Genomic DNA, 12642 nt, shown 5'->3' on the forward strand with positions numbered 1-12642 from the left:
GGCCCGCCCTCCTACCGCACCGCCGTCACCCGTCCCTCGACCTTGGGTGCGACGGTTCCCTGGGCGGCCACATAGTCGCTGACCACGTTGACCAGCAGCGGCGCGGCCTCGGCGTTGACCAGGACCTTGCCGTCCTTCAAAGGCTGATAGCCGTCGCCACCGCCCGCCAGATAGTCGGTGGTGGCCAGGCGGTAAAGGCGCTTGGGCTCTAACGCCTTGCCGCCGATCTGGGCCAGGATGATGCGCTTGCCGGGGGGCTTGGTGGAATCATAAGTGAGGCTGATGCCCGAGACCTGGGGGAAGCGGCCCGCCTTGCGCTCCACCGCCGATAATGTGTATTCCAGCACGCTCAGCATCTGGGCGCCGCTGACTTCGACCATCATCACCGTATTGCCGAAGGGCATCTCGGACAAAAGATCGCGCCGCGTCAGGCCCGAGCCCGGCTGGTACTGGCGGTTGCCGCGCAGGCCCCCGCCGTTGATCAGGGCCATATCGGCGTCGAAATGGGCGCGCAGGGCATCGGCCACCAGATTGCCCATGGCCGCCTCCTCGCCGCGCACCGTGGTGGTGCGGCTGTCCATGGGCGTGGCGAGCGTGGCAAGGGGAGCGTCCAGCGCCTCGCCCATCAGGGCGTCGGTCTTGGCGACCAGGGCGGCAAGGGCCGGGGCGGGCTGGGTCTCGGCCACGGGCACGAAGCGCCAGCCCTCGGTGCGCACGGTCGTCGGGCCGGTCTTGCCCGCATCGGGGCGGTCCACCAGCAGATCCACCACCCCCAGCCAATGGGCGTCGTGACCGGCTTTGAGCACCAGGGGGCCGTTCTCCAGGATGCTGACCGGGTCGTGGTCGTGGCCGCCCAAAACCAGGTCGATGCCCTTCACCGAATTGGCCAGTTTGCGGTCGTCGTCCAGATCCTGATGGGTTAGCGCCACCACAATTTCGGCGCCCTGGGCCCGCAACTGGCGGGCTGTGGCTTCGGCACTGGCGCGTTCCTCGGTGAAAGTGGCGCCCTGGGCGGTGGACATGCGGGCGGTGGCCCTGGTCAGCACGCCGAGGAACCCCACCTTGACCCCGCCGATCTCGGTGATCAGGGAGGGTCTGACCCCATCGACGCCGCTGATGTTGGAGCCCACCCAGGGGAAGGTGGACTCCTTGATGCGCGTGACAAAATTATCGGTGCCGAAATCGAACTCGTGATTGCCGGGCACGGCCGCCGCCGGGGCCAGGGCGTTGAAGAAGGCGATCATATGGGCGCCCTTGGTGGCGTTGGAGGCCAGAGACGGGCTGAGCAGATCGCCGCCAAAGGTGAAGACCGGGTTGGGTGTGCGGCCCCTTTCGCGGTCCAGGACGCTCAGCAACTCGGCCAGCCCGCCCTTGCCCTCGACGGGGCGGTATTCGTAGATGTCGTTGACGTGCAGGAAGGTCAGCCGCACCTGCTCTGCCATGGCCCGCGAGGCCAGCGCTAGCACCAGCAGCGACAGGGCGGCGGCAGCGATCTTCCTCGACATCATGGCATCCTCGGGACGGCTCAGCGGTTCATGCCGTGGTATTCGGGATTGGGCATCATGTCCAGTCCGTGGGCCATGCGGTTGGTGTAATTGAAGAAGGCTGCCGTGTCGGTGATGTCGAAAATGTCGGCATCGGAAAAGCCCACCTCGCGAAGAGCGCGGCGGTCGGCTTCGGCCACGTCGTGGGGTGCCGTGGTCAGCTTCCAGGTGTAATCCAGCATGGCGCGATGGCGTGGCTCAAGCTCCGCCACCCGGTAATTCATCACCAGCATCTCGCCCAGTTGCGCATCCCCCGACAACTGGCGCAGGGCCTGGCCATGGGCGACAAGGCAGTAATAGCAGCGGTTGGCCGAGGAGACGACCACGGCGATCATCTCGCGTTCCAGCTTGGACAGACCTGAATCCTCGGCCAGCATCAACTGGTTGTAGAAGCGCGAAAAGGTGCGGAACTTTTCGGGCCGCGCCGTATAGGCCAGCAGCACATTGGGCCGCATGCCCAGTTTTTCGTCGCATTTGGCGAAATAGGCGGCGATGTCCTCGGGGTAATCCTTGGCCTCGGGCAGGTCGATACGGACCACATGGTCGGGCTGCGGCATGGGCTCTCACTTCACAAGAGTTGCGGGGGAGTTCAGGGGGCTGGCTGGGCGGAGACGCAATTGCGCCCACTGGTCTTGGCCCGGTAAAGAGCGGTGTCGGCCTCGGCGATCAGGCTTTGCGTATCGAGGCTGTCGCCCTGGGTGGCGACCAGATTGAGGCAGGACACGCCGATGGAGATAGTGACCTCCCCCGAGGTTTGCGATGCCAGATGCGGAAGATGAAGCTCGGCCACCGCCAGACGCATCTTTTCGGCCAGGGTTTGGGCGTCGGTCAGGGTGCAGCCCGGCAGGATGACGCCGAACTCCTCGCCACCATAGCGGGCGACCAGATCGGCTGGACGCTTGGCTGTCGCCGCCAGGGTCGCCGCGACGGTCTTGAGGCATTCGTCACCGGCCTGATGGCCGTAATGATCGTTATAGGCCTTGAAGTGATCCACATCGATCATCAGCAGGGCCAGCGGGGTCCCCGCCCGGCTGGCGCGGCGCCATTCCTGGCCCAGGGTCTCGTCGAAGGTGCGCCGGTTGGCGATGCCGGTCAGGCCGTCGATCATGGCCAGATGGCGCAGGCGGATTTCCGCCTCCTTGCGCTTGGAGATGTTCTGATGGGCGATCACCACTCGAAGGCCGCTTGCCGATTGGGCTTTGAGGACGCTCATCAGGAACCACCGGGCCTCGCCAGGGGCATCGCAGCTATATTCCATGGAAAAGCCGTCGCTGGTGCCCTGGAGGACCGCCCGGATGGCCGCGGCGGCGGTCTCTGCGCCGTCGCTGCGAGGGCCATCGGCCCGTTCGCAGGCATGGAGATAGTTGGACCCGACGCCACCGCTTCCGAGATCGCCGTGATTGGCCTCGAGGAAGTCACGCCAGCTTTCGTTAACGGCCAGGATGGTGCCGGTCTCGTCGATGACGCAGACATGGTCGGGCAGGGCGTCCAGGGTGGTGCGGGCCAATTGCCGTTCGGCCCACAATTCCCGGTTAAGGGCGTCGAGCAGTTCCTTTTCCTGTTCCAGGGCGCGCATCAGCTGTTCCTGGCTGAAGGCCGAGGCGAAGGATTTGGTGGTGAGCAGGGCGCTGACCACGCCCCAGCCGATCACCGAGAAGCCGACGGCGAAGATGGCATGGGCCAGCCACCACATATGATCCCAGGGCTTGGCCAGAATGAATGCCATGGCGGCCTGGGCGAAGAGCAGCAACGCCACCCCGTAATACTTCATCAGGGGCGAGGTGATCCGCCGCAGCACCATCACCGTCACGCCCCCCAGGCAAAGCAGGGCGGCCGCCGATTCCATGGGCAGGCGAACCCAGGGGCTGGACGCCAAGGACGAGTTGGCAAGCACGACAACGCCCGCCACGGCCACGGCGCTGGCGCCGAAGACATAACGCCAGAAACCACGGGTCAGCACCTCTCCCACGTTTTCCGCTGGCTTTCCGTACTGGGCCAGGCCATAGGCCATGCAGCCCAGCATCACCAGGCGCGAGACCGGCCCGAACAGCAGGAACAGCCAGATATTGTGATGGGCGGTGCGGGTCAGGAAGCCGTGTGGCGCATAGATCAGGGTGAAGGCCAGGAAACCCACGGTCAGCCAGCGCAGGAAGATTTCGCCCGAATCCTTGTAGCTTCGCCAGGACACATAGGACACGAAGCCGCCGATCAGCGTGGCGATGGTGATGGCGAATTCGTGGAAGGGGTGGTTTTCAAAGACCGGCGGCGGGACGGGGGAAAAGGTCGCCAAATACCAGATGGCAAAGCTTGGGCTTAGCGCGATCGCCAGAAGCTGCAGCGCCTGGAATACTCGCGCGATCCGTTCCAGTCCCATGGAATAATTGTCCGGCCGAGGGGCGTGCGCCGCCGTGGATCAGTAAAACTGGAACAGATTACCCTTAATCGGGGCTCCAGAGAAGCCCGCAGGGTGATCGGAGTGGAGAACCCGTCAGGCGGGGTCGGATGCCCCCGCCAGGCAGATCATGGTGGCCAGCATGGTCGCCACCATGGTTTCGCATCCATCCTCGATTCCGTAGACGTCAGAACGCACCACGACCAGGGTGCGTCCGGATTTGAGAACCTCGGCGCGGGCGACCAGCTTTTCACCCTTGGCGGGGTTCAAGAGGTTGACCTTGAATTCGGTGGTCAGAACCGCCGAACCCGAGGGCATCAGGGAAAAGGCGGCATAGCCGGCGGCGGTGTCGGCCAGGGTGGTGGTGGCCCCGGCATGGACGAAACCGTGCTGCTGGGCAAGATCGGGCCGCGTGGGCATTTCCAGGGTGCAGCGTCCCGGCTCCAGTTCCGTCATGCTCGCCCCGATAGTGGCCAGGAACGCCTGACGGGCGAAGCTGGCCTTTACCTTGCCGCGGTAATCCGGGTCCTTGGGCGCAAAGCCCGCCATCAGTTGCTCATCAAGACGGGCACGGTCATATGGGCCAGGACATAGCGGGTTCCGGTACCGCGCTTGAGCGACAGGCCGTAATGGCCATGCGCTCCCATGACCACCAGATCGGCGCCCAGATCGCACAGGCGCGACAGCAGCATGTCCATCTTACCGATATGCTCGCCCGCCAGACGTTCGGCACTGGCGGTGATGCCGCAGGCGGCCAGATGGTCGAGGACATCCACTTGGGGAACTTCGCCCATGGCGTTGGAACCGTCATCGGCAGGGCCACGCAAGGACAGCACGGTCACCGACTTGGCCTTGAGCATCAGCGGCTTGGCGTCGTTGAGCGCGCGCACGGCTTCCTTGCCCGCGTTCCAGGCCAGAGCCATGCGCTCGCCCACACTGGGGAAACTGCCGGTATGGGGGACGACCAGAACCGGGCGGCCGCAATGGAGGATGACGTGCTCGACCATTTCCTCGGGCACGATCTTGCTCTTTGGCTCGGTCTGGCCCATGACCACCAGATCGGCGTAGCGGGCGCAGAACATGGTCTCGCTGACCACATGGCCGGGCTCGCCATGGGCCAATTGCCACCAGCGGGACGTGATGCCAGCGCTAGCGCAGGCCTTGGTGAATGCTTCCTTGGCGGCGTCGCGGGCCTGGGTCAGCTGGTCGCTGGCCTTATGGGCGACGGCGCTGGGGCGGTGGCTTTCCGTCCGGGCGAACAGGCCGGTCAGCCGAGCGCCGAAGGTCTTGGCCAGTCCGATGGCGATGTCCAGACGGGCCGAACAGCGTTCGCTGTCGTCGATATGGACGAGGATGTCTTTCATGGTCTCATTCCCCTATTGCGTCGCCAAAGCCCTCGAAATGACCAGCCGTTGGATGTCGCTGGTTCCTTCGTAGATTTGACAAACCCTAACATCACGGTAGATCCGTTCCACCGGAAAATCTGCAAGATAGCCATAGCCGCCATGAATCTGGATGGCGTCGGAGCAGACTCTTTCGGCCATTTCAGAGGCGAACAGTTTGGCCATGGACGCCTCCTTGAGGCAAGGCCGCCCGGCATCGCGCAAGCTTGCCACATGCAGAACCATCTGTTCGGCCACTTCAAGTCTGGTCGCCATGTCGGCCAGACGGAAGGCCACGGCCTGATGCTCGAAGATGGGCTTGCCGAACTGCTTGCGCTCCTTGGCATAGGCCAGGGCGTGGTCCAAGGCCGAGCGCGCCATGCCGACGCTTTGCGCCGCGATGCCCAGGCGTCCGCCCTCCAGATTGGCCAGGGCGATCTTCAACCCCTCGCCCTCCTCGCCCAGACGATACGAGGCCGGAACGCGCATGTCCTCGAAGGCCAGTTGGCAGGTGTCCGACAGATGCTGGCCCAGCTTGTCCTCGACGCGCACCACGGTGAAGCCGGGCGTGTCGGTGGGCACCACGAAGGCCGAGATGCCGCGCTTGCCCGCATTGGGGTCGGTGACGGCGAAGACGATGGCCACCTGGCCGTTCTTGGCGGTGCTGATGAACTGCTTGGCGCCCGAGATGACGTAGTGATCGCCGTCCCGGCGCGCCCGGGTGCGGATGGAGGCCGCGTCGGAACCGGCCTCGGGCTCAGTCAGGCAAAAACAGCCCAGCTTCTCGCCACGCGCCATGGGGCGCAGGAACTCCTCCTTCTGCGCCTCGGTGCCATAGGAGAGGATGGGCATGCAACCCACCGAATTATGCACGCTCATGATGGTCGACAGCGGGCCGCAGCCCGCGGCGATCTCCATCACCGCCATGGCATAGGAGACGTAATCGGTGCCCGCTCCGTCCCATTCGGGCGGCACCACCATGCCGAGGAAGCCAAGCTCGCCCATTTCGGCGATGGCCTCGGTGGGGAACAGATGCTCGCGGTCCCAGCGGGCCGCAAAGGGGGCCAGCTTTTCCTGGGCGAAGGCCCGCGCCGTATCGCGGATGAGGGCCTGTTCCTCGGTGGGGATCATGTTAGGTCAGCTCCACCATCATTGCGGTAGCCTCGCCGCCGCCGATGCACAAGGAGGCCACGCCACGCTTCATGCCATAGGTCTTCAGCGCCGCCAGCAAGGTGACGATGATGCGCGCGCCCGAGGCGCCGATGGGATGGCCCAGCGCGCAGGCGCCGCCATGGACGTTGACCCGATCGTGGTCCAGCTTGAGATCATGCATGGCCGCCATGGTGACCACGGCGAAGGCCTCGTTGATCTCCCACAGATCCACGTCACCCGCCTTGCAGCCCACCTTGTCCAGCAGGGCCTTGATGGCACCCACGGGGGCGGTGGTGAACAGGGCGGGCTCCTGGGCGAAATTGGTGTGGCCCAGAATAGTGGCGATGGGCTTGAGACCCCGCTTTTCGGCCTCGGACGCCCGCATCATCACCAGGGCGGCGGCGCCGTCCGAGATGGACGACGAATTGGCCGCCGTCACCGTGCCGTCTTTGGCAAAGGCGGGCTTCAAGGTCGGGATCTTGTCGGGCAGAGCCTTGCCCGGCTGCTCGTCGATAGTGATCAAGGTCTCGCCCTTGCGGCCCACGACGCTGACGGCGGCGATCTCGGCAGCAAACGAGCCCTCGGCGATGGCCTTCTTGGCGCGCGACAGCGAGGCCAGAGCGAAGTTGTCCTGGGCCTCGCGGGTGAATTTGTAGCTGCTGGCGCATTCCTCGGCGAAGGTTCCCATCAGACGGCCCCGGTCATAGGCGTCTTCCAGACCGTCCAGGAACATGTGGTCCAGCACCTTGCCATGGCCCAGGCGATAGCCGCCGCGTGCCTTGTCCAGCAGATAGGGCGCGTTGGACATGCTTTCCATGCCGCCCGCCACCATCACCTTGGCCGTGTCCGCCTTCAGCAGGTCATGGGCCAGCATGGCCGCCTTCATGCCCGAGCCGCAGACCTTGGAGATGGTGGTGCAGCCCGTATGGCGCGACAGCCCCGCGCCCAGGGATGCCTGACGCGCCGGGGCCTGGCCGACGCCCGCGGGCAGGACGCAGCCCATGAACACCTCGTCCACCTGATCGGCTTTGATGCCAGCCCGCTCCACCGCCGCCCGGATGGCCACCGCGCCCAGTTGCGGCGCGGCGAGAGAGGCGAAGTCGCCCTGGAAGCCCCCCATGGGGGTACGGGCGGCACCGACAATGACGATGGGATCGGTGGTCATGGCTTGGTCCTTTACTTCTGGCCGTAAAATGGGCGGCGATCACTTCATGTTGAAGATGATGGTCTTCTTGTGGGTGAAGTGTTCCAGCATGGATTCCAGCGAGGCTTCCTTGCCGATCCCTGAGGTCTTGACACCGCCATAGGACAGCATGGGCTGGACCACCAGATTCTGGTTCACCTGGACGAAGCCCGCTTCCAGACGCCGGGTGGCATCCATGGCCACCTTGAAGTCGCGCGTCCAGATGGAGGCAGCCAGGCCGTATTCGGAATCGTTGGCCTGGGCCAGAACGTCCTCGTAATCGGTCCACTTGATGACGGCGCAGACGGGGCCGAAGATCTCTTCCTGGCACAGGCGATCACTGTTCTTCATGCCGGTGAAGATCACCGGCTGAACAAAGCGGCCCTTGGCGAGCTTGGGGTCGGTGGGCATGGCGGAGCACACATGCTTGGTGGCGCCCTTGGTCTCCTCGCCCAGCTTGATATAGGACTTCACCCGCTCCAACTGGCCGTCGGAGACGATGGTGCCGATATCGGTCTTCTCGTCCAGGGGATCGCCCATGACCATGGCGTCGACCTTGGCCTTCACGCGCGCCACGAACTCGTCATGGATGCTTTCATGGACGAAGAGGCGGGACGAGGCGGTGCAGCTTTGTCCCTGACGGGTAAAGCGCATTCCGGCCAGGGCGCCAGCCACCGCCTGATCCATATCGGCATCGGCGCAGACGATCATGGGGCTCTTGCCGCCCAGTTCCAGGGTCACGGGGATCAGCTTCTCGGCGGCCGCCTTGTAGACGATGCGGCCAGTTTCCACGGAACCGGTGAAGGTCACCTTCTTGACGTCGGGATGCTCCACCAGCGGCGCGCCGCATTCGGGCCCAAAGCCCGACAGCATGTTGAACAGGCCGGGCGGCAGGACGGTGTTCATGATCTCGGCGACGCGCAGCACGGTGAGCGGCGCCTCTTCCGCCGACTTCACCACCACGGCATTGCCAGCAACCAAAGCGGCGGCGGCCTTCATGGCCATCAGCAGCAGCGGCACGTTCCAGGGAATGATGCAGCCCACCACGCCCACCGGCTCGCGCACCGTGACGGTCAGCATGTCGGGGTTGAAGGGGATGGTCTCGCCCTTGAGTTCCGAACCCAGGCCGCCGAAGAACACGAACATATCGGCCAGAACCCCGGCCTCGACCCGGCTTTCGGTACGCAGAGCCTTGCCGGTCTCAAGCGCCACCAGACGGCCCAGTTCCTCGACGTGAGCCGAAAGCACCCGGCCGCATTCGGCCACCAGCTTGCCCCGCGCGCGGGCCGATTGCTTGGCCCATTCCTTTTGGGCGGCCTTGGCGTTGGCCACGGCGGCATCCACATCCGCCTTGGTGCCGAAAGCGGCAGTGCCGATCTCTTCGCCGGTGGCGGGATTGTCCACCGGGAAGGTCTTTCCGCCCTTGGCGGGCACGAATTTTCCGCCGATCAGATGCTTGCCCGAAAGGGCCTTGGCCAGCTTGAAGGGGTCGAGTTCGGGGGTAAGGGGCATGATCTAAGCTCGCTTGTCTTGGATGACGATACCGTCGTTGGGCAGGGCGCCGGGGGCATGGAAGGCCAGTTCGGTCTTCAGCTTGCACAGCGACAGGAAAGAGTCCTTCACCGCCGCGTCCAGGCCGGTGGCGCTGGTCTCGACATTGAGGGTGAGCCGGTCGTTCTCGCCGTCTTTCTCCACCACCAGGCGGGCGCGGATGATTTCCGGATGGCGCTTGGCCACCTCGGCGATCTGGCGGGGATGGACGAACATGCCCTTGATCTTGGTGGTCTGGTCGGCGCGGCCCATCCAGCCCTTGAGGCGCATATTGGTGCGGCCACAGGGCGACCGACCGGTCAGAATAGCTGACAGATCGCCTGTGGAGAAGCGGATCAGCGGGTAATCCTGGTTGAAGCTGGTGACGACGACTTCGCCGACCTCGCCTTCGGGCACCGGATCGCCAGTGCCGGGACGCACGATCTCGACGATGACGCCCTCGTCGACGATCAGTCCTTCGCGGGCCTTGGTCTCATAGGCGATGAGGCCCAAATCGGCGGTGGCATAGCACTGGGTGACATCGACGCCCAGATCCTTCAGGGACTGGCGCAGCGGCGGCAGCAGCGCCTCGCCCGAGACGCAGGCCTTGGTCAGCGACGAGTGGTCGAGGCCCATTTCCTCGGCCCGCTCCAGGATGATTTTCAGGAAGGACGGCGTGCCGCCATAGCCCTGGGGCTTCAAATCGGCGATGGCCTTGGCCTGCTGGTCGGTATTGCCCACGCCCGCCGGGAAGACCGGGCAGCCCAGCGCATGGGCGCCGGTCTCGAACATCACGCCGCCCGGCGTGAAGTGGTAGGAAAAACAGTTGTGCATCAGATCGCCGCGGCGGAAACCCGCTGCGTAAAGGGCCCGCGCGATGCGCCACCAGTCATTGTCCCAGCCTTCGGGATCGTAGATGGGCCCCGGCGAGGCGAAGACGCGGCGCAGTTCGGATTTGGGTGTGGCAATCAGCGAGGCGAAGGGCGGATCGGCCTGCTGGGCGTCGATCAGCTCCGACTTGCGGGTAACAGGAAGCTTGGCCAGGGCGGCGCGGTCGACGACCTCTTCCGGGTCGATATCGGCCAGCAGACGGGCAAACGCGGAGGAATCAGCCTTGGCCAGGGCAATCTGGGCGGGCAGAGCCTCAAAATGGTCTGCCTCGCGCTCGTCCAATGAGCGGGTTTCCAGGGAATCGTAGTACTCGGTCATCGCAGTCCCGTCATTTCAGAACCCTCTCCCGCTTGCGGGAGAGGGGGGAGGCGCTTTGGCGCCGGAGGGTGAGGGGGAAATCTCTACAGCCAGCGCTTGCGGCGCTTGTAGGACTTCAAGTTCTTGAACGACTTTCGTTCCTTGTCGCCGCCCAGGTAGAACTCCTTGACGTCCTCGTTGTTGACCAGATCATCCTTTGGCCCGTCCAGCACGATCTTGCCCGATTCCATGATATAGCCGAACTGGGCGATTTTGAGCGCCATGCGGGCGTTCTGTTCCACCAGCAACATGGTGATGCCGGTATCGGCGCACAGCGTCTCGATGATGGCGAAGACCTCTTTGACCAGGAGCGGCGACAGGCCCATGGAAGGTTCGTCCAGCAAGATCATCTTGGGCCGGGCCATCATGGCGCGGCCGATGGCCAGCATCTGCTGCTCGCCGCCCGAGAGGTAACCGGCCAGACCGGTGCGCTCCTTCAGGCGGGGGAAATAGTGGAAGACCTTCTCGATATCGTCACGGATGGCGGCCCCGCCATCCTTGCGGGTGAAGGCGCCGAGGCGCAGATTCTCGATGACGGTCATGTCCTCGATGATGCGCCGTCCCTCCATCACCTGAAAGATGCCACGCCGGACGATCTCTTCCGGGGCGCGGTTGGCGATCTCTTCGCCCATGAAGGTGATGGTGCCGCGCGTCACCTCGCCGTCCTCGGTGCCCAAAAGGCCCGAAATGGCTTTCAAGGTGGTGGACTTGCCCGCGCCGTTGGGGCCCAGAAGGGTGACAATCTTGCCCTTGGGCACGTCCAGGCTGACGCCTCTCAGCACCAGGATCACGTCGTCATAGACCACCTCGATATTGTTCACCGAGAGGAGGATTTCTTCCGGGGCAAGCTTGAGAGCGGGTTCACCCATGGCCGTATCCAGTTCCATTGAATAAGTGACGGGAGGCGGCTTTGGCCGCCTCCCGCTTTCGTGCGGCTTACCAGCCCAGCCATTCCTTGCGGCGCGGAATCTCGGCGGTATAGACCTGCTTCATGCCGATGGCGCCGCCCTTGGTCGAGGCCTGATAGACCTTGACCGTGGTGGTGCCGCGATGGTCCTCGCCGGTCCAGGTGGACGGCAGGCAGACGCCTTCCAGACCGGCCGGGACCCAGTCCTTGGGATGAGTTTCCATGGCCTTCTTGATGGAGGGGCCGGTGATCGGGCCGGACTTGGCGGCCAATTCCATGGCTTCCTTCATGTAGTAGACCGAGCAGATGGCGCGGATATAGTGCACCGGACGGGCTTCGTTGCCCGTGGGGTCGGAAATCTTGGAGATTTCACGCACCAGCTTCATGCCGGGTGTGTCGTCGCTCCAGGTTCCGGCGCCCACCACCCAGACCAGCTTGTCGGCGGCGTCGCCCGTGGTCTTGAGCGAGTTCTCGTCGGTGCCCCAGATATTGGCCAGGAACTGGGTGGTGACACCCACCGTCTCGCACGACTTCAACAGCGAGATGGTCGAGCCCGAGGTGTTGCCGAGATAGGCGTAATGAGCGCCCGATTCCTTCAAGCTCAGGCACTGGGCCTTGAAGTCGCCGGGTTTGAGCGAATACTGAATCTCGTTGCCGATCTCGAAGCCCAGTTCCTTGGCATAGGCGCCGCAGGCCATCTTGGGCGCGTTGGGATAGGGGTGGTTGTCGCCCATATGGACGAATTTGGGCTTGCCCGCGCCGCCCTTCTTCTTCCAGTCCTCGGCCGCCCACTGGACGAGACCACGGCAGGCGTCGGAATAGCTGGGGCCGTAGAAGAAGTTATAGGGCGCGCCCTTGACCGAGGTCTTGCCCATGGGATCGGTCAGATGGCCGGAATACGAGGCCGAGAAATAGGGAATCTCGTCCTTGGCCACCGAGCTGATCAGCGCTTCGGTGTCGCCGGTGCCCCAGCCCTGGATGGCGGTGGCCTTCTCCGAGCCGGTCAGCTTCTTATAGGCGGCCATGGCGCGCGGCACTTCATAGGCGTAGTCCACGGTCTCGAAGATGATCTTCTTGCCGCCCACGCCGCCATTGGCGTTGATGTAGTTCATGGCGTCGGCGATGCCCTGGCCGTAGGGCTTGCCCACGGCGGAGGTGGCGCCGGTGATGTCTGCGATATGGCCGACCAGGATGCCGTCGGCGGCGAGCGCCGCTCCGGCGGACAGAAGGGCTAGGGCGGCCGTTCCGGCGAACAGGGTATGCTTCATCGTGTGATTCCTCCCATGAATCGTTAAATCGAGTTC

11 protein-coding genes are annotated in these 12642 nt (G+C 64.4%); all 11 read right to left on the bottom strand.

Annotated elements, in window-relative coordinates:
- Positions 1-11 precede the first annotated feature (11 nt).
- Positions 12-1508: a bifunctional metallophosphatase/5'-nucleotidase gene (locus CCC_RS08040; protein ID WP_009868991.1), complete on the bottom strand. Its 1497-nt coding sequence runs from the start codon at positions 1506-1508 to the stop codon at positions 12-14.
- A gap of 17 nt (positions 1509-1525) precedes the next feature.
- Positions 1526-2101: a peroxidase-related enzyme gene (locus tag CCC_RS08045; protein WP_009868990.1), complete on the bottom strand. Its 576-nt coding sequence runs from the start codon at positions 2099-2101 to the stop codon at positions 1526-1528.
- Between the two features lie 32 nt (positions 2102-2133).
- Positions 2134-3918 (bottom strand): GGDEF domain-containing protein, encoded by a 1785-nt coding sequence (locus CCC_RS21140; RefSeq protein WP_009868989.1) that lies wholly within the window; start codon positions 3916-3918, stop codon positions 2134-2136.
- Between the two features lie 114 nt (positions 3919-4032).
- Positions 4033-4485 (bottom strand): PaaI family thioesterase, encoded by a 453-nt coding sequence (locus CCC_RS08060; RefSeq protein WP_009868988.1) that lies wholly within the window; start codon positions 4483-4485, stop codon positions 4033-4035.
- On the bottom strand, positions 4485-5300 hold the full coding sequence (locus CCC_RS08065; RefSeq protein ID WP_009868987.1) for a universal stress protein: 816 nt from the start codon (positions 5298-5300) through the stop codon (positions 4485-4487). The genes CCC_RS08060 and CCC_RS08065 overlap by 1 nt, the downstream gene beginning before the upstream one ends.
- Before the next feature lie 12 nt (positions 5301-5312).
- Positions 5313-6449 (bottom strand): acyl-CoA dehydrogenase, encoded by a 1137-nt coding sequence (locus CCC_RS08070; RefSeq protein ID WP_009868986.1) that lies wholly within the window; start codon positions 6447-6449, stop codon positions 5313-5315.
- 1 nt (position 6450) lies between these two features.
- Entirely contained in the window at positions 6451-7635 is a 1185-nt protein-coding gene (locus CCC_RS08075) for an acetyl-CoA C-acetyltransferase (RefSeq protein ID WP_009868985.1), read from the bottom strand.
- A gap of 39 nt (positions 7636-7674) precedes the next feature.
- Positions 7675-9165, bottom strand: coding sequence for an aldehyde dehydrogenase family protein (locus CCC_RS08080; protein WP_009868984.1), 1491 nt, complete (start codon positions 9163-9165; stop codon positions 7675-7677).
- A gap of 3 nt (positions 9166-9168) precedes the next feature.
- Positions 9169-10392: a phenylacetate--CoA ligase family protein gene (locus tag CCC_RS08085; protein ID WP_041040708.1), complete on the bottom strand. Its 1224-nt coding sequence runs from the start codon at positions 10390-10392 to the stop codon at positions 9169-9171.
- A gap of 83 nt (positions 10393-10475) precedes the next feature.
- On the bottom strand, positions 10476-11300 hold the full coding sequence (locus tag CCC_RS08090) for an ABC transporter ATP-binding protein (protein ID WP_052473038.1): 825 nt from the start codon (positions 11298-11300) through the stop codon (positions 10476-10478).
- 67 nt (positions 11301-11367) lie between these two features.
- Positions 11368-12606 (bottom strand): ABC transporter substrate-binding protein, encoded by a 1239-nt coding sequence (locus CCC_RS08095; RefSeq protein ID WP_009867289.1) that lies wholly within the window; start codon positions 12604-12606, stop codon positions 11368-11370.
- Between the last annotated feature and the right edge of the window lie 36 nt (positions 12607-12642).

Origin of the sequence: Paramagnetospirillum magnetotacticum MS-1 (assembly GCF_000829825.1) — a bacterium.
GTDB lineage: Bacteria > Pseudomonadota > Alphaproteobacteria > Rhodospirillales > Magnetospirillaceae > Phaeospirillum > Phaeospirillum magnetotacticum.

Bases quoted from the DNA above. Each gene is read 5' to 3' on its own strand.
- CCC_RS08075 (WP_009868985.1), bottom strand. From the start codon at position 7,635: ATGACCACCGATCCCATCGTCATTGTCGGTGCCGCCCGTACCCCCATG.
- CCC_RS08090 (WP_052473038.1), bottom strand. From the start codon at position 11,300: ATGGGTGAACCCGCTCTCAAGCTTGCCCCGGAAGAAATCCTCCTCTCG.
- CCC_RS08060 (WP_009868988.1), bottom strand. From the start codon at position 4,485: ATGGCGGGCTTTGCGCCCAAGGACCCGGATTACCGCGGCAAGGTAAAG.
- CCC_RS08040 (WP_009868991.1), bottom strand. From the start codon at position 1,508: ATGATGTCGAGGAAGATCGCTGCCGCCGCCCTGTCGCTGCTGGTGCTA.
- CCC_RS21140 (WP_009868989.1), bottom strand. From the start codon at position 3,918: ATGGGACTGGAACGGATCGCGCGAGTATTCCAGGCGCTGCAGCTTCTG.
- CCC_RS08095 (WP_009867289.1), bottom strand. From the start codon at position 12,606: ATGAAGCATACCCTGTTCGCCGGAACGGCCGCCCTAGCCCTTCTGTCC.
- CCC_RS08070 (WP_009868986.1), bottom strand. From the start codon at position 6,449: ATGATCCCCACCGAGGAACAGGCCCTCATCCGCGATACGGCGCGGGCC.
- CCC_RS08065 (WP_009868987.1), bottom strand. From the start codon at position 5,300: ATGAAAGACATCCTCGTCCATATCGACGACAGCGAACGCTGTTCGGCC.
- CCC_RS08080 (WP_009868984.1), bottom strand. From the start codon at position 9,165: ATGCCCCTTACCCCCGAACTCGACCCCTTCAAGCTGGCCAAGGCCCTT.
- CCC_RS08045 (WP_009868990.1), bottom strand. From the start codon at position 2,101: ATGCCGCAGCCCGACCATGTGGTCCGTATCGACCTGCCCGAGGCCAAG.
- CCC_RS08085 (WP_041040708.1), bottom strand. From the start codon at position 10,392: ATGACCGAGTACTACGATTCCCTGGAAACCCGCTCATTGGACGAGCGC.